This window comes from Salipiger sp. ABN3_019 (assembly GCF_056158605.1).
On sequence record NZ_JBSWTP010000009.1, the window covers coordinates 2,143,659 to 2,160,502 of the forward strand.

General features: G+C 65.2%; 15 protein-coding genes and 1 tRNA gene. 10 read left to right on the forward strand and 6 right to left on the reverse strand.

The window, feature by feature from the left end; genetic code table 11:
- The first annotated feature begins 16 nt into the window (after positions 1-16).
- On the forward strand, positions 17-1,021 hold the full coding sequence (locus tag ACXAD2_RS18525) for a GlxA family transcriptional regulator (RefSeq protein ID WP_066100016.1): 1,005 nt from the start codon (positions 17-19) through the stop codon (positions 1,019-1,021).
- A gap of 4 nt (positions 1,022-1,025) precedes the next feature.
- Here the strand turns inward: ACXAD2_RS18525 and ACXAD2_RS18530 are convergent, their stop codons facing one another.
- Complete coding sequence (locus tag ACXAD2_RS18530) at positions 1,026-2,156, reverse strand: PQQ-dependent sugar dehydrogenase (RefSeq protein WP_475172784.1); 1,131 nt, start codon at positions 2,154-2,156, stop codon at positions 1,026-1,028.
- A 189-nt stretch (positions 2,157-2,345) separates the two neighbouring features.
- Between ACXAD2_RS18530 and ACXAD2_RS18535 the strand changes: the two genes are divergently transcribed.
- The 8 genes from ACXAD2_RS18535 (at position 2,346) to ACXAD2_RS18570 (ending at position 9,125) form a co-directional block, all read left to right on the forward strand.
- On the forward strand, positions 2,346-3,530 hold the full coding sequence (locus ACXAD2_RS18535) for an ABC transporter substrate-binding protein (RefSeq protein WP_066100022.1): 1,185 nt from the start codon (positions 2,346-2,348) through the stop codon (positions 3,528-3,530).
- A 134-nt stretch (positions 3,531-3,664) separates the two neighbouring features.
- Complete coding sequence (locus tag ACXAD2_RS18540; protein WP_475172790.1) at positions 3,665-4,447, forward strand: ABC transporter ATP-binding protein; 783 nt, start codon at positions 3,665-3,667, stop codon at positions 4,445-4,447.
- Between the two features lie 139 nt (positions 4,448-4,586).
- Positions 4,587-5,420, forward strand: a complete 834-nt coding sequence (locus tag ACXAD2_RS18545) for an ABC transporter ATP-binding protein (protein WP_475172794.1) — start codon at positions 4,587-4,589, stop codon at positions 5,418-5,420.
- Between the two features lie 22 nt (positions 5,421-5,442).
- Positions 5,443-5,865, forward strand: a complete 423-nt coding sequence (locus ACXAD2_RS18550) for a hypothetical protein (RefSeq protein ID WP_164179536.1) — start codon at positions 5,443-5,445, stop codon at positions 5,863-5,865.
- An 11-nt stretch (positions 5,866-5,876) separates the two neighbouring features.
- A complete protein-coding gene (locus ACXAD2_RS18555) occupies positions 5,877-6,296 on the forward strand; it encodes a hypothetical protein (protein WP_475172800.1) in 420 nt (139 codons plus the stop codon).
- Positions 6,296-7,306, forward strand: a complete 1,011-nt coding sequence (locus ACXAD2_RS18560; RefSeq protein ID WP_475174957.1) for a branched-chain amino acid ABC transporter permease — start codon at positions 6,296-6,298, stop codon at positions 7,304-7,306. The genes ACXAD2_RS18555 and ACXAD2_RS18560 overlap by 1 nt, the downstream gene beginning before the upstream one ends.
- Positions 7,303-8,595: a branched-chain amino acid ABC transporter permease gene (locus tag ACXAD2_RS18565; RefSeq protein ID WP_475172803.1), complete on the forward strand. Its 1,293-nt coding sequence runs from the start codon at positions 7,303-7,305 to the stop codon at positions 8,593-8,595. The genes ACXAD2_RS18560 and ACXAD2_RS18565 overlap by 4 nt, the downstream gene beginning before the upstream one ends.
- 290 nt (positions 8,596-8,885) lie before the next feature.
- A complete protein-coding gene (locus tag ACXAD2_RS18570) occupies positions 8,886-9,125 on the forward strand; it encodes a hypothetical protein (RefSeq protein WP_475172808.1) in 240 nt (79 codons plus the stop codon).
- A gap of 50 nt (positions 9,126-9,175) precedes the next feature.
- On the opposite strand, the gene ACXAD2_RS18575 is transcribed toward ACXAD2_RS18570, so the two are convergent.
- Positions 9,176-9,796, reverse strand: coding sequence for a helix-turn-helix domain-containing protein (locus ACXAD2_RS18575; protein ID WP_475172810.1), 621 nt, complete (start codon positions 9,794-9,796; stop codon positions 9,176-9,178).
- Positions 9,797-9,884: 88 nt separating this feature from the next.
- Here ACXAD2_RS18575 and ACXAD2_RS18580 point away from each other — a divergent pair, with 88 nt between their 5' ends.
- Positions 9,885-11,396, forward strand: a complete 1,512-nt coding sequence (locus ACXAD2_RS18580; RefSeq protein ID WP_475172813.1) for a class I adenylate-forming enzyme family protein — start codon at positions 9,885-9,887, stop codon at positions 11,394-11,396.
- A 197-nt stretch (positions 11,397-11,593) separates the two neighbouring features.
- On the opposite strand, the gene ACXAD2_RS18585 is transcribed toward ACXAD2_RS18580, so the two are convergent.
- The 4 genes from ACXAD2_RS18585 to ACXAD2_RS18600 form a co-directional block, all read right to left on the reverse strand.
- Complete coding sequence (locus tag ACXAD2_RS18585; RefSeq protein ID WP_475172815.1) at positions 11,594-15,193, reverse strand: vitamin B12-dependent ribonucleotide reductase; 3,600 nt, start codon at positions 15,191-15,193, stop codon at positions 11,594-11,596.
- A 528-nt stretch (positions 15,194-15,721) separates the two neighbouring features.
- A tRNA-Pro gene (locus ACXAD2_RS18590) sits at positions 15,722-15,798 on the reverse strand.
- A 47-nt stretch (positions 15,799-15,845) separates the two neighbouring features.
- Positions 15,846-16,322 carry a DUF192 domain-containing protein gene (locus tag ACXAD2_RS18595; protein WP_475172818.1) on the reverse strand — a complete coding sequence of 159 codons (477 nt, stop codon included), beginning with the start codon at positions 16,320-16,322 and terminating at the stop codon, positions 15,846-15,848.
- Positions 16,298-16,825: a cold-shock protein gene (locus ACXAD2_RS18600; protein ID WP_263620157.1), complete on the reverse strand. Its 528-nt coding sequence runs from the start codon at positions 16,823-16,825 to the stop codon at positions 16,298-16,300. The genes ACXAD2_RS18595 and ACXAD2_RS18600 overlap by 25 nt, the downstream gene beginning before the upstream one ends.
- Positions 16,826-16,844 lie beyond the last annotated feature (19 nt).

Below are 16,844 nucleotides of genomic sequence, written 5' to 3' on the forward strand. Positions count from 1 at the left end.
AGCAAGGATCCGCGCGATGCCCGACCCGCGAGTGCCCGCCGCACCAGCCAGCCTGCAGAAGCCGCGCCGCTTCACCTTTGTTTTGCTGGAGCAATTCACGCTTCTGAGCTTTTCGGCCGCGATCGAGGCTTTGCGCATCGCCAATCGCATGTCAGGTCAGACGCTCTACGAATGGAGCCTTGCCGGTGCCGATGGCGATACGGTGCGTTGCTCGGCGGGGCCGGAGTTCAAGGTTGCCTCCGAATTGCCCGAACTGGGCCGGGACGATACGATCTTGGTCTGCGGCGGCATCGACGTGCATCTGGCCACCTCCCGCAAGCTGCTGAACTGGCTGCGCCGCGAGGCGCGGCGCTGTCAGGCGGTCGGCGGGCTGTGCACCGCCAGTTGGACGCTGGCCAAGGCCGGGCTGCTCGACGGCAAGCGCGCGACGATTCACTGGGAGAACCACGACGGTTTCGCCGAGGAATTCGAAGAGGTCGAACTGTCGAAGCGGATCTATGTGATCGACGGCAACCGAATGACGGCGGCGGGCGGCACCGCCTCGATCGACCTGATGCTGAAGATCATCGCCGATGATCACGGTGCCGATCTGGCCAATGCCGTGGCCGACCAGATCATCTACAGCTCGATCCGCACCGATCAGGACAGTCAGCGGCTTTCGGTGCCCACCCGCATCGGCGTGCGCCACCCCAAGCTCAGTCAGGTCATCCACCGTATGGAGGCCAATATCGAAGAGCCGATCAGCCCTGCGGTGCTGGCCAAGGAAGTGGGCATGTCCACCCGCCAGCTTGAACGGCTGTTCCGGCGCTACCTCAACCGCTCGCCCAAGCGCTACTACATGGAACTGCGTCTGCAGAAGGCGCGCAACCTGCTGATGCAGACCGACATGAGCGTGATCAACGTCGCGCTGGCCTGCGGTTTTGCCAGCCCCTCGCATTTCTCCAAATGCTACCGGGCGCATTACCAGACCACGCCCTACCGCGAGCGCGGCACCCAAGGCACGGTGCGGGCCGAGGACTAACGGCTCAGCCGTCCTCGCCCGCCCCCGACTGTGGCGTCATCCGGTAGAGCGTGCCGTCGATCTCGGACAAGAACCAGATCGCGCCGTCCGGCCCCTGATCCACGTCGCGCACCCGGCCCGTCTCCGGCGCTTCGATCCGCTCGACCTCGCTCAGCGGCTCCCCCGACAGCCGTGAGATGAAATCGAACTTCAGCGAACCGACCAGCGCGTCGCCGTCCCATGCGGGCACGGCACTGTCCTCAAGGAACACCATGCCCGAGGGCGCAATCGACGGGTCCCAGTAGAACACCGGCTGCGTCATGCCCGGCTTTTCGGTGCCCTCGCCGATCTTTGCGCCGGAATAATGCGTGCCATAAGAGATCACCGGCCAGCCGTAGTTGCCCGCGCGCTCGATCAGATTGACCTCATCGCCGCCCTTGGCGCCATGCTCGGCCACCCACAGCCGCCCTTCGCCATCCATCGCCGCGCCCTGCGGGTTGCGATGCCCAAAGCTCCAGATCGCCGCCTGCGCCCCGGCGGTGCCGATGAACGGGTTGTCCTGCGGGACAGAGCCGTCACGCCCGATGCGCAGCACGGATCCATTGTGGCGCGACAGGTCCTGCGCCGCCGCCGCCTCGCCCCGCTCGCCTACGGTGACAAAGAGCGTGTCGTCCGGCCCTTCGACCAGACGCGAGCCGAAATGCCGCCCGCTGGAATTGCCCTGCGTCATCTCAAAGATCACCCGCACGTCCTGCAGCGCCGTGCCCGCCTCGGGAAGCACCGCGCGCAGCACTGCCGTGCCCGCGCCGCCATCCTCCTGCGGCTTGGCATAGGTCATGAAGACCTCGCGGCTCTGCGCAAAATCCTCGGGCACCAGCACGTCGAGCAACCCGCCCTGACCGCTGTCCGCGACCTCTGGCAGGCCAGAAAGGCGCTCGGCCCGCCCATCCTTGACGCGCAGCAGCACACCCGCCTTCTCGGTGATCAGCACCCCGCCGCCGGGCAGGAAATCGAAGCCCCACGGCATCTCGAGCCCGTCGACAACCGGCGTGATCCGCATCTCGCCTGCGCTGGTCTCCAGCGCCAAAGCCGGTCCGCCCGCCAAGGCAAGCATCACGCTCAGCGTGCTCGAAAAAGTGATGAAGCGGTCTCGCATGGTCACATCCTCCTGACCCGACGAGATGGGGCGCGAAAGACCTTGGACCAGCGCTTAACCGCCGATCTGTCGGCAACGTGATTGACGTTGGGAGAACGTAATTATCGCTCGCGGAACGCCCTTTTCTTTTGCATTTTGCCCGCATAGGCTCCGCCGAGAATAACAAGTAACCAATCTGGGAGATACCACATGAAGAAGTGGCTTCTGGCCTCTACGCTTCCGCTCGTCACCGCCGGTGCCGCCTTCGCCGATGACGCCAAGATCGGCGTCATCCTCGGCTACACCGGCCCCATCGAGTCGCTGACCCCGGCGATGGCCGACAGTGCCGAACTGGCAATGACCGAGGTGAACGACAGCGGCAAGTTCCTCGAGAACGTCACGCTGGTTCCGGTGCGCGCAGACAGCACCTGCATCGACAGCGCCGCCGCCACCGCCGCCGCAGAGCGCCTTGTCACCACCGACGGCATCGTCGCCATCATGGGCGCCGACTGCTCGGGCGTGACCGGTGCGGTGCTCTCGAACGTCGCCGTGCCGAACGGCGTGCCGATGATCTCGCCCTCGGCGACTTCGCCGGCGCTCTCGACGGTCGAAGACAACGGTCTTTTCTTCCGCACCGCCCCCTCCGACGCGCGCCAGGGCGAAGTGCTGGCGGGCATCCTGCAGGATCGCGGCATCTCTTCGGTGGCGCTGACCTACACCAACAACGACTACGGCAAAGGCTTTGCCGATGCCTTCGAGGCGGCCTTCAAAGAGGCTGGCGGCGAAGTGACCCTCGCCGCGCCGCATGAAGACGGCAAGGCTGATTACTCCGCCGAAGTCGGCGCGCTGGCCTCCGCGGGCGGCGACGTGCTGGTGGTGCTGGGCTATTCCGATCAGGGCGGCAAGGGCATGATCCAAGCCGCGCTCGACACCGGGGCCTTCGACACTTTCGCCATGGGTGACGGCATGTATTCCGACGCGCTGCTGGCCGACCTTGGCAGCGACATCGACGGGTCCTTCGGCTCGGTGCCCTGGGCGCAGGGCGAAGGCGCGGATAAATTCGCCGAGGTTGCCGAAGCCGCCGGTGTGAACGCCGAAAGCACCTACACCCGCGAGAGCTATGATGCGGCGGCGCTGATCGCGCTGGCCATGGCCAAGGGCGGCGAGCCGTCGTCGGCCGCGGTTGCGGCCAACATCCTCGACGTGGCCAACGCCCCGGGCGAGCCGATCCTGCCGGGCGAGCTTGGCAAGGCGCTGGAGATCCTCGCCGAAGGCGGCGACATCGACTACGTCGGCGCCACCAACGTCGAGCTGATCGGCGCAGGCGAAGCCGCTGGCACCTACCGTTACTACGAAGTCAAAGACGGCGCCTTCGAGACCGTCTCCTTCAAGTAAGCAAAGCGGCGCGTCCGGGAGCGATCCCGGGCGCGCCCGCCAGCAAGGGCGCGGGAGAACATGCGCCGGACAGAACGCGGGACGCCGAACGCCCGCCACGAGAAACCCCACGCAAACCTCCGGGGACCCAAGATTTGATCCGCGTCGAAAACCTCCACCGCCACTTCGGCGGTTTCCGTGCCGTTGACGGGGCCAGCCTCGAGATCGCCAAGGGCTCGATCACCGGGCTCGTCGGCCCCAATGGCGCGGGTAAAACCACGCTCTTCAACGTCGTGGCCGGTGCGCTGCCGCCGACCTCGGGCCATGTCTTCATGGATGGCGAGAACATCAGCGGGCTGCCGCCGCATGAGCTGTTTCACAAGGGCCTGCTGCGCACCTTCCAGATCGCCCATGAGTTCAGCTCGATGACCTGCCGCGAGAACCTGATGATGGTGCCCGGCACCCAGTCCGGCGAGAGCCTGTGGAACGCCATCTTCGGGCGCGGGCGCATCGCGCAGGAAGAGGCGGCGCTGCTGAAGCAGGCAGACGAGGTGCTCGACTTCCTGACCATCTCGCACCTGAAGGACGAGAAGGCCGGAAACCTCTCGGGCGGGCAGAAGAAGCTGCTGGAACTGGGCCGGACGATGATGGTCGACGCCAAGATCGTCTTTCTCGACGAGGTCGGCGCGGGGGTGAACCGCACGCTGCTCAATACCATCGGCGACGCGATCCTGCGCCTCAACCAAGAGCGCGGCTATACGTTCTGCATGATCGAGCACGACATGGATTTCATCGGGCGCCTGTGCGACCCGGTCATCGTCATGGCTGAGGGCAAGGTGCTGGCCGAGGGCACGGTGGACGAGATCAAGGCCAATGAGGCAGTGATCGAGGCCTATCTGGGCACCGGACTGAAGAACAAGGAGATGATCGGCGGATGATCTGCTTGTTGAGTAAAGCTGGGGGCTCCGCCTCCGCGCGCCAAAGGCGCGCAGTGAAAGACAGAGGGGGCTTCGCCCCCGCCGCGCTGCGCGCGTCTCCCCCGGCGTATTTGGAAAGAGAAGAAGAGGCGGGCGCGGCATGAGCGGCGAGACCTATGACGATCGCGGCAACAAGGACCGCTCGATCACCAATCCCGCAGGGATGGGAGAGGCTATGCCGGTCAGCGGCGGCGGCGGTCATGCTGCAGCCGTAGGGAAGACTGAAGGGCCTTTCCTCATCGGCGACGCGATGACCGGCGGCTACGGCAAGGGCGCGGATATTCTGCACGGCTGCACCATCGCCGTGGAGCGCGGCGAGATCGCGGTGATCGTCGGCCCCAATGGCGCGGGCAAATCCACTGCCATGAAGGCGGTCTTCGGCATGCTCGACCTGCGCTCGGGCGCGGTGCGGCTCGACGGCGAGGACATCACCGGGCTCAGCCCCCAAGAGCGGGTGCGGCGCGGCATGGGCTTCGTGCCGCAGGTGCGCAACATCTTCCCCTCGATGACCGTGGAAGAGAACCTCGAGATGGGCGCCTTCATCCGGCGCGATGACATCCGCGAGACCATGGAACAGATCTATGGCCTCTTCCCGATCCTCAAGGACAAGCGCAAACAGGCGGCGGGCGAGCTTTCGGGCGGCCAGCGCCAGCAGGTCGCCGTGGGCCGCGCGCTGATGACCCGGCCCAAGGTGCTGATGCTCGACGAGCCCACGGCGGGCGTCTCGCCGATCGTCATGGACGAGCTTTTCGACCGCATCCTCGAAGTGGCGCGCACCGGCATTCCGATCCTCATGGTCGAGCAGAATGCCCGGCAGGCGCTGGAGATCGCCGACAAGGGTTATGTGCTGGTGCAGGGCGCGAACGCCTTCACCGGCACCGGCAAGGACCTGCTGGTCGATCCCGACGTGCGGCGGAGCTTCCTCGGTGGCTGAGCGGCGGCGGAGAGGGCTGGATATGCGTATTTGCGGAACGATGAAGCTTCTGGTGCTTTGCGCTATGGCCGCGCCCGCGCTTGCGCAGGAGGGCCCGCAGATGTCGCTGCAGGACGCGCCGGTGCAGCGGCAGGTCGCGCTGGCCTGCGATTTCGCCACGGAATGCCGCGAGGCCGCGCCCTGCGGCGAGACCGATTTCGCGCCGGTGCTGAACGGCAGCTCCGGCGGGCTCGACGAGACCAGCATGGTGGTGCGCGCGCAGCTCTCCTCGGGCGGGCGCGGCGTCGAGCTCATCGGGGTTTCGGACGGCAGCACCATGTCGCTTTGGGGCGGTGAGATCGAGGAGCGGCATTTCTTCACCCGCGCGGCCACTGGCGAGACCCGCTACACGGTGCACCGCGCCGAGGGGCCGGAGGTGATCAGCTACCTTGGCGTGTGCAAATGAAGGCTGTGCAAATGAGAGCTTTGCGGATCGCGGCGCTGGCCGCCCTGCCCCTTCCCCCGCTTGGCCTGCCCCACCCGGCTGCCGCCGAGGGCGCGCGGCTGGTGCTGGAGTGCAGCTTTGTCACCGCCTGTTCGGAGGCCGGGGCGTGCGCCGCGGGCGACGGGCCCGTGCGCTTCGTGCTGGCCCCGCTGGAGACCGATGCCGCGGGCGCCGGGCGCTATGAGGTCACGGTCGACGAGCAGCCCGCGCAGCCCGCCGCGGCGCTCGGCTTTGCCGGGCCGTTCCTCTGGCAGCCCTCCGAGGGCACGCGGATGGTGCTGAGCCTGACCTCCGAGACAACGGCGCTCTGGACGCGCCAGATCGTCGACAGCGGCACCAATGCGCCGCCCTCGGCGGAGATAGATTTTCTGACATGCGGGATCCTGCCCTGATGGATATCCTCAACGCCTTCGTGGCGCTCGCCAATTTCGTTCTTGTCCCCGCCATCGCCTATGGCAGCCAGCTGGCGCTTGGCGCGCTGGGGGTGACGCTGACCTACGCCATCCTGCGGTTTTCCAACTTCGCCCATGGCGACACGATGGCCTGGGGCACCATGTGCGCCGTGCTGGCCACTTGGGGGCTGCAGGCGCTTGGGGTGAACCTCGGGCCGCTGCCCACCGCGCTGCTGGCGATCCCGGTCGGCATCCTCGGCGCTGCCCTGCTGGTGCTGATCACCGACCGCGCGGTCTATCGCTTTTACCGCAGGCAGAAGGCCAAGCCGGTGATCCTGGTGATCGTCTCGATGGGGGTGATGTTCGTCTACAACGGGCTGACGCGCTTCGTCATCGGGCCGGACGACCAGAACTTCGCCGATGGGACGCGCTTTCTCATCTCGGCCCGCGATTTCAAGGCGATGACCGGCCTTGATGAGGGGCTGGCGATCAAGACCACACAGGCGCTGACCGTGGTGGTCGCGCTGATCACCGTCTCGCTGCTGTTTTGGTTCCTGAACCGCACGCGCACCGGCAAGTCCATGCGCGCCTATTCCGACAATGAGGATCTGGCGCTGCTTTCGGGCATCAACCCCGAGCGTGTGGTCACCGTTACCTGGCTCATCGTGGCGGCGCTGGCGACCATCGCGGGCGTGCTCTACGGGCTCGACAAAAGCTTCAAGCCCTTCACCTACTTCCAGCTGCTGCTGCCGATCTTCGCGGCGGCCATCGTCGGCGGCATCGGCAATCCGCTGGGTGCCATCGCCGGCGGCTTCGTCATCGCCTTTTCCGAGGTCGGCATCACCTACGCGTGGAAGAAGGTTCTGGGCTATCTGATGCCCGAGAGCCTTGCGCCCGACGGGCTCGTGCAGCTGCTTTCCACCGACTACAAATTCGCGGTCAGCTTCGTGATCCTGGTGATCGTGCTGCTGTTCCGCCCGACCGGACTGTTCAAGGGGCAGACCATATGACCCGCACCCTCGGCCTCTTTGCGCTGGTTGCAGCGCTGATCCTCGGCACTGGATTTCTGCAAAGCTGGAACTCGGCGCTGATCATTCTCAACATGGGCCTCGTCAGCGCCATCATGGCGCTGGGGGTGAACCTGCAATGGGGCCTTGCCGGGCTTTTCAACGTGGGTGTCATGGGCTTTGTCGCCGTCGGCGGTCTGGCGGTGGTGCTGGTGTCTATGGCGCCGGTGCCCGAGGCCTTCGCCGCAGGCGGGCCGCGCGTGCTGGGCGCGCTGGCCTTTGGCGCGGCGGTGATCGCCGCGGCGGTGCTGGCATGGAAACGGCTTGGCAAGGGCCTCCGCGGCTGGGCCGTGGCGGCGATCACCATCGCCGGGTTCTTTGCCTATCGCGCGCTGCTCGATCCCGGTGTCGAGGCCATCGAGGCGGTGGACGCGGCCTCGGCAGGCTATCTCGGCGGGCTGGGCCTGCCGGTGCTGCTGGCATGGCCGGTGGGCGGGCTGATGGCGGCGGGCGTGGCCTGGGCGATCGGCAAAACCGCGCTTGGCCTGCGTTCGGACTATCTGGCCATCGCCACGCTGGGCATCGCCGAGATCATCATCGCGGTGCTGAAGAACGAGGACTGGCTGTCGCGCGGCGTCAAGAACGTCATCGGCCTGCCGCGCCCGGTGCCCTATGAGATCGACCTGCAGGCCGATCCGGGCTTTGTCGAAACGGCGGGCTCTCTGGGCCTCGACGCCACCACCGCCTCGACGCTGGCGGTGAAGCTGGGCTACTCGGTGCTCTTCGCCGTGGTGCTGGTGGTGCTGCTGATCCTTGCGCAACTGGCGCTGAACTCGCCCTGGGGCCGGATGATGCGGGCGATCCGCGACAATGAGGTCTCGGCCGAAGCGATGGGCAAGAATGTCACCCGCCGCCACCTGCAGGTGTTCATCCTTGGCTGCGCGCTCTGCGGCATGGCGGGCGCGATGATGACCACGCTCGACGGGCAGCTGACGCCCGGCACCTACCAGCCGCTGCGCTATACCTTCCTGATCTGGGTGATGGTCATCGTCGGCGGCTCGGGCAACAACCTCGGCGCGGTGCTCGGCGGGTTCCTGATCTGGTTCCTCTGGGTGCAGGTCGAGCCCATGGGACAGTTCGTCATCAATGCAATCACCGCGGGCATGGCCGATGGCAATTGGCTCAAGGGCCACCTGCAGGACAGCGTGCAGCACATGCGCCTGCTGACCATGGGGGTGATCCTGCTGCTGGTGCTGCGCTTCGCCCCGCGCGGACTGCTCCCCGAGCGCTGAGCGCAACCGCGAGCAATCACCGCCGGTGGCGCTACCGGCGGTGATTGGCTCATTCGCCTGCTCCATGCGCTGGCTTTGGCCGAGCGGACGGCGTGTCGCATCCTAACGCTATGGTAATTCGCCTGCCTCATCTTAGGTGGACGTCACCGCCAAGGCGCGGCCTTCGGATCGGGCTTCCGATCAAGCTTCCGATCATCCGGAGCGCGCCTGCGGAAACTACCACCTGCGGTGACCCGCATGTGGGAACAACCGCCGGGCGACCTCGTTCAAGAGTCATGAGACATGGAGTGATGACAGACATGGAATGGCAAGACACCACCCGCAACTGGGGCCTCACCGTCGAGCGCCTGAAAGCACGCTTCCCGCATATCGATGACGCCGCCCTGCGCGCGCGCCGCCACGATCATACCGAGATGGCGCAGCATATCGCCGCCCGCCATGACCTCACGCAGCAGGAAGCCACGCGCGAGCTGGATGATTGGGCCTTCGCCAATGTCCTGCACCAACAGATCGACCGGCTGGCTGGCTAATCGGCAGCGTGACAGGTGCCTTGACCGTTTAGCCCCGGCTCAGACCAGCCTCAGGTCAGAGAAGTGACCCAGAGGATCGTCGCATCCTCGGGGCTGACCGACACCACGTTGTGCCCCATCGAGGCGTCGTAATAGGCGGAATTGCCGCGGCGCATCTCGATGGGCTCATAGAACTCGGTGTAGAGCGTCACCACCCCGGTAAGCACGTAGAGGAATTCCTCGCCATCGTGCCGCACCCAGCCGTCGAATTCATCCATCGACCGCGCGCGGACCCGCGCCCGGTAGGGCAGCATCTTCTTGCGCGTCAGGCTCTCGGCCAGCAGCTCATGCTCGTAAGTCGTGGTGACCTGATGCAGCCCCTCGCCATCCTTCACATGCACCATCCGGCCCGAGACCTGCTCGCGCTTCGGCGGGGTGAACAGCTGCGGCACCGAAATACCCAGCCCCACGGCCAGCTTCTTCAGCGCCTCGTAAGTGGGTGACATCTGGCCGTTTTCGATCTTCGACAGGGTCGAGCGCGCAAGCCCGGCCTGTTTCGCCGCCTGCTCGAGCGTCCAGTCGCGCTCCTTGCGAAGCTCGCGCACACGCATCCCCAGATCGAGGGGTTCGGCGGTTTGCTCCTGCCCGGACTCGCGGGCAATGCGGATGAGTGTTCGAGGATCGCGCGACATGACGTTTGCCATAGCGCCCGCGCGGCGCGCTGGCAATGGCGCTCATGCAGGCTTGCGCGAATGCGGCGCGCTGCCTAAGCCTTTTGTCATGCAGTCCGTTTTCGATGAAGGGCCCTTTGCGCCCTGTCCCGCTCCGTTCAACCTCGCGGCCCATGTGCTCGCCGCCGGAGAGACCGTGCCCGACAAGATCGCGCTGTCGATCCTGCGCACCACCGGGGCCGAGCGCTGGTCCTATGCACGGCTGGTCGCTGCGGTGCGGGGCACCGCCACGGGGCTGCTGCAGGCCGGCGTCGCGCCGGGCGAGATGCTGCTGCTGAGACTGGGCAATACGGTGGATTTCCCCATCGCCTATCTCGGCGCGATCACCGCCGGGATCGTGCCGGTGCCCACCTCGTCGCAGCTGACCGCGCCGGAAGTGGCCAAGCTGCTGCAGCAGATCAGCCCCACTGCGATCGTGCTTGGCGCGGGCATCGCCTGCCCCGAAACCGAAACGCCGGTCATCTCCGAGGCCACCTTCACCGCATGGCGCGATCTTTCCCCGGCGGACTACGCCATGGGCGATCCCGAACGGCTGGCTTATGTGGTCTTCACCTCCGGCACCTCGGGGACGCCGCGCGCCGTCGGTCATGCGCATCGCGCGATCTGGGCGCGGCAGATGATGATGCGTGGCTGGACCGGGCTGCAGCCCAGCGACCGGCTGCTGCACGCGGGCGCGTTCAACTGGACCTACACGCTCGGCACCGGGCTGATGGACCCTTGGACCATCGGCGCGACCGCGCTGATCCCCAAGGCGGGCACCGACCCCGCGCAGCTGGCGCTTTTGATGAAACGCAATGATGCCAGCCTCTTCGCCGCCGCGCCGGGGGTGTTTCGGCAAATCCTGAAATACCCGGTGCCGCCGCTGCCGAAGCTGCGCCACGCGCTGGCCGCAGGTGAAAAACTACCCGAGGCGCTGCGGCAGGCGTGGAGCGCGGCAACCGGGACCGAGATTTTTGAGGCCTATGGCATGTCCGAATGCTCGACCTTCATTTCGGCCAGTCCCGAAAAGCCAGCCAGCGAGGGCGCGCTTGGCTGGCCGCAGCACGGGCGGCGCGTGGCGATCCTTGGCGAAGACGGCGCAACGGTGCCCCGGGACACGCCCGGAACCATCGCCGTGCACCGCAGCGACCCGGGCCTGATGACCGGCTATATCGGCGCAGCAGACGAGACTGCGGCGCGCTACGTGGGAGAGTGGTTTGTCACCGGAGATCATGGGGTTATGACCGACAGCGGCGCGATCACCTATCTTGGCCGCGATGACGATATGATGAACGCTGGCGGCTACCGCGTCTCGCCGCTGGAGGTCGAGGCGGCGCTCGCGGATCTGCCCGGTGTGCAGGAACTGGCGGTGACCGATATGGCGGTGAAAGATGGCGTGTCGGTGATCGCGGCCTTCTACACCGCCGAGCAAGAGCTCGACAGCGATACTCTAGCGGCGCTCGCGGCAGATCGGCTGGCCCGCTACAAGCAGCCGCGCGCGTGGGTGCGGGTCGAGATGCTGCCGCGCAATCCCAACGGCAAGCTGCAGCGCAAGGCACTGAAGGACTACGCGTTGGACTAGGCCCGCCGCTTCGAGACGAGCCCGCACTTCACTGATCACAAAAGAAAAAGAGCCCCCAAAGGGGCTCTGAGGTTCATGCGCCAAGGCTCATCCTGTTGTGCTGCTCGCGATGTGTTCTGCCTGCGGCCTGGGCATGTGCGGAGCGGGCGCACCCGCTCCGAAACCATGGGCCGGTCTGCCGGCCCCGGTGATCCGTCTTAGCTGCAGCCGCTGGTCGAGCCGCAGGTGTTGCACTTCATGCAGGTGCCGTTGCGCACCAGCGTGTAGTTGCCGCATTCGCCGCAGGCCTCGCCCTCATAGCCCTGCATCCGCGCCTTGGTGCGCGCATCCATGGCCAGCGACGAGGTTGCGGTGGCAGTCACTGTACTCACCCGCTCTTCGGCGACCAGCGTGCCGAGCGCCGAAAGCTCCTCGGGCAGACGCTTGCGCAGATAACCCGACGAGGAGATGTGCTTGAGCACTTCCAGCGAGCGGTTCGCGGCGCGTTCGCTGAGTTCCTCAACATTGCCCAGCCCGTCTTCCTCGCCGCGGCCAAGATCGTCGAAGGTCGCGCCCGAGGGCTTCACATGCGCCAGATCGGTGCGGTCGAGGTAGGACACCGCCAGTTCGCGGAACACATAGTCGAGGATCGAGGTGGCGTTCTTGATGCTGTCGTTGCCCTGCACCATGCCCGCCGGTTCGAACTTGGTGAAGGTGAAGGCGTCGACGAATTCCTCCAGCGGCACGCCATATTGCAGGCCGACCGAGACCGCGATGGCGAAGTTGTTCATCATCGCGCGGAAGCCCGCGCCCTCCTTGTGCATGTCGATGAAGATCTCGCCAAGCGAGCCGTCGCCATATTCGCCGGTACGCAGATAGACCTTATGCCCGCCGACAACCGCCTTCTGGGTGTAGCCTTTGCGGCGGTCGGGCATCTTCTCGCGGTGGGACCGGACCAGTTCCTTGACCACCACCTTCTCGATCACCTTCTCGGCCAGCACCTGCGCCTTCTCGGTGGGTGTGCCGGTCTCGAGCACCTCCTGCGCGTCCTCGTCATCTTCGATCAGCGCCGAGGCCAGCGGCTGGCTGAGCTTCGAGCCGTCGCGGTAGAGCGCGTTGGCCTTCACCCCCAGCGACCACGACAGCTCATAGGCCTGCTGGCAGTCCTCGATGGTGGCGGAGTTGGGCATGTTGATGGTCTTGGAGATCGCGCCCGAGATGAAGCTCTGCGCGGCGGCCATCATGCGGATGTGGCTGTCGACGCTGAGGTAGCGCTTGCCCTTCTTTCCGCAGGGGTTGGCGCAATCGAAGATGCCGATGTGCTCGGCCTTCAGGAACGGCGCGCCTTCCAGCGTCATGGTTCCGCACACATGGTCATTCGCCGCCTCGATCTCGGCCTTGCTGAAGCCGAGGTGGCGCAGCAGATCGAAGCTCGGATCGTTCAGCTTGTCGGCGGGAATGCCCAGCGTGCCGCGGCAGAACTCTTCGCCCAGCGTGAACTGGTTGAACACGAAGCGGATGTCGAAGGCGGTGGCCAGCGCCGCCTCGATCTTTTCCAGTTGCGCCTTGCCAAAGCCGTGGCCGATCAGCGCCGTGTGGTTCACCCCCGGCGCATTCCCGAGCGAGCCATGGCCCACCGCGTAAGAGGTGATCTCTTCGATCTGGCTGGAGGTGTAGCCCAGCCCCGCCAGAGCCGAAGGCACCGAGCGGTTGATGATCTTGAAATAGCCGCCGCCCGCCAGCTTCTTGAACTTCACCAGCGCGAAATCGGGCTCGATCCCGGTGGTGTCGCAATCCATCACGAGGCCAATCGTGCCGGTGGGCGCGATCACCGTCGCCTGCGCGTTGCGGTAGCCGTGTTTCTCGCCCAGTGTCAGCGCCTCGTCCCACGCGGATTTCGCAAGATCGACAAGGGTTTGATCCGGACAGTTCGCGTGATCCAGCGGCACCGGCGGCACCGCCAGCCCCTCATAGCCCTCGGCGCGCCCATAAGCGGCGGCGCGGTGATTGCGCATCACCCGCAGCATATGCTCGCGGTTGCGCGCGTAGCCCGAGAAGGCCCCAAGCTCTGCCGCCACCTCTGCCGAGGTCGCATAGGCCGTGCCGGTCATGATCGCCGTCAGAGCCCCGCAGAGCGCCCGGCCCGCGTCGCTGTCATAGCTCAGCCCCATGGTCATCAGCAGCCCGCCGATGTTTGCATAGCCAAGCCCAAGTGTCCGGAAATCATAGGAAAGCTGCGCGATCTCCTTGCTGGGGAACTGCGCCATCAGCACCGAGATTTCCAGCGTCAGCGTCCACAGCCGCGTGGCGTGCACATAGCCGTCTGCATCGAACTTGCCGTTCTCCAGGAAGGTCAGCAGGTTCATCGAGGCGAGGTTACAGGCGGTGTCGTCGAGGAACATATATTCCGAGCACGGGTTCGAGCCGCGGATCGCGCCATCTTCGGGGCATGTGTGCCATGCGTTCACCGTGTCGTGGAACTGGATGCCCGGATCGGCGCAGGCCCATGCGGCATGGCCCACCTGCTCCCACAGATCGCGCGCCTTGATCGTCTTGGCGGTCTTGCCGTCGGTGCGCCGGATCAGTTCCCAATCGGCATCGTCGCGCACCGCCTGCAGGAAGGCATCGGTGACGCGGATCGAGTTGTTGGAGTTCTGGCCCGAGACGCTGGCATAGGCCTCGCTGTCCCAGTCGGTGTTATAGGTCGGAAACTCGATGCTGGCGTAGCCCTGCTTCGCGTAGTCCAGCACCCGTTTGATATAGGTCTCTGGGATCGCTAGCTTTTTCGCCTCACGCACGGCGGCTTTCAGCCCCGCGTTCACCTTGGGATCATAGGCGTCGCTCTCGGCTCCGTCCCAGCCCCGGATCGCGTCGAAGATGGCGTTGAGCATCTTCTCGTGCATCTTAGAGCCAGCAACGATGCTGGCCACCTTCTGCTCTTCGCGGACCTTCCAGTTGATGAAATCCTCGATATCCGGGTGGTCTGCATCGACGATCACCATCTTCGCGGCGCGGCGCGTGGTGCCGCCCGACTTGATCGCCCCCGCCGCGCGGTCGCCGATCTTCAGAAAGCCCATGAGGCCCGAGGATTTGCCGCCGCCCGACAGCGGCTCATTCTCGGCGCGCAAACTCGAGAAGTTGGTGCCCGTGCCCGAGCCATATTTGAACAGCCGCGCCTCGCGCACCCAGAGGTCCATAATGCCGCCCTCGGTCACCAGATCGTCGCTGACCGACTGGATGAAACAGGCGTGGGGCTGCGGATGCTCGTAGGCGGATTTGGATTTGGTGAGCTTGCCGGTCTTATGGTCCACATAGAAATGGCCCTGGCTCGGCCCGTCGATGCCATAGGCCCAGTGCAGCCCGGTGTTGAACCATTGCGGCGAATTTGGCGCGGCCATCTGGCGGGCAAGCATGTGGCGCATCTCGTCGTAATAGGCGCGCGCATCGCTCTCGGCAGTGAAGTAACCGCCCTTCCAGCCCCAGTAGGTCCATGCGCCAGCGAGGCGGTCAAAGACCTGCTTGGCCGAGGTTTCGCCGCCATGCGGCGTGTCCGCCGAGGCAGGCACAGAGCGCCAGAGAAACTCCGGCACGCCCTGCTCTTTGACCTTTTTGAGCTCGCTCGGGACACCGGCCTTGCGGAAGTATTTCTGCGCGATCACGTCAGAGGCGACCTGACTCCAGCCCGCCGGAACCTCAAGCGTGTCGAGCTTGAAGACCGAGCTGCCGTCGGGGTTGCGGATCTCGGAACTGGTGGTGACAAAATCGATGCCCGCGTATGCGTCCTGCCCCGCGGTGGTAAAACGTCTGTCGATCTTCATGTTCGCCTCTGCCTTTGCCTTGGCCACAATTCAAATCCGGATTGCGAGGCACAGAGCTTTCCCAGCCGGACACGCCATCGCGCGCCCGCCAGATTTAGAAAGGCTTCGGTTTGATCTGACCCTGCTGAAGGCCACTACATATTGTGGCTCTTGATCCGCTGACAACAAACTGGATCAAGAAAGCGTCATCGGTCAACGAAAAATTCCGCACGGCTCCATATATTTGGTGAGCCGGACCACTTGGGACACCATCTGTATGAAAAATGCACCCCTGTGCGATGGCCTGAAATTCCCACCAAAGCTTACGTAACGTAGGCTTTGAGCCAGTTCGGCAACAAACCCGCCCCTGTCTGACACAAGATGTGGCCGATTGTTTTCAGGTCAGCACTAATGACTTTTTTTGTCGGGATCGCGCCATCGCCAAAAAAATGTGCGGTGCCCGTCCGTTGATCACGGATGCCGTCGCGGAAGCATTTGTGCTGAAGAGAGAGCCCAGAGACGCGGAACACCGGTTTCGCCGCTCTGTGGTGGTCGGGGCGAGAGGATTCGAACCTCCGACCTACGGTACCCAAAACCGTCGCGCTACCAGGCTGCGCTACGCCCCGACGCGACAGGCAATACAAGCCTCGTCAGGGATTGAAAAGCGGAAAACTCACTCGCAGGGCCATGCGGCGTCAGAGATGCGCGGATGTTGCATTTCGCTGCCCTCGGCAATGCCGAGCTGTGCCGCCAGACCGCCGTTGATCTCCAGCACATATTGCGCCTCTCCCGCGCTGGGGATCGGCGTCAGATCGCCGGGCACGGCGTTTTCATGCACCGAGATGACCACGCCTTCGGCATCCGCAAAGACCATGTCCAGCGGGATCAGCGTGTTCTTCATCCAAAAGCTCATCTCATGCGGCGCGTCATAGACGAAGAGCATCCCCGCGCTGGAGGGCATCTGTTCGACGAACATCAGCCCCCGCGCCCGCTCGCGCGTGTCATCCGCGACCTGCACCGCAAAGCGTGCGCTGCCCCAGTCACCGCGGAGCCACAGGCTCTCGTCACTGCAGGCCGCCTGCGCCGCCTGCCCTGACAGAATGCTCAGCCCAACCCCAAGCAGGGTCAGGGCACCAAGGCGGTTTCCCATGCGCAGACCTCCGTGGCCATCTGGCCGCGTTTGCCGTCGATCACGCGGATCGCCAGCGCCTCGCCGGGCTGCAAATCTGCCAGCCCCGAGCGCCGCAGCACTTCAATATGGATGAAGACGTCCTGATCACGCCCGAAGACATTCGCAAAGCCAAAGCCCTTGGCCTTGTCAAACCATTTCACCCGTGCCGGCTCCAGCGGAGCTGCCTTGATGATCTCGGGATCGATCTCTTCGAAGTCCGCAAGCGGGGCGCCCGCGGGCGCCTCCGGCGGTTCAATCCGGAACACTTCGGTGGCTTGTATGCCGCGATCGGTGCGCTGAACGCCCACTTCTATCCGCGCCGCATCGGCGACCGAACTCTGCCCAAAGTTGCGCAGCACATTGGCATGCAGCAAAATATCGGGCCCTCCCTCATCCGCGATGACGAAGCCGAACCCTTTCACCGGGTCAAACCATTTTACCCGGCCGAGCACGCGCCGCGTTTCACTCTCTTCTTGTGTCAAATGCGTTTCCACTGGTCGT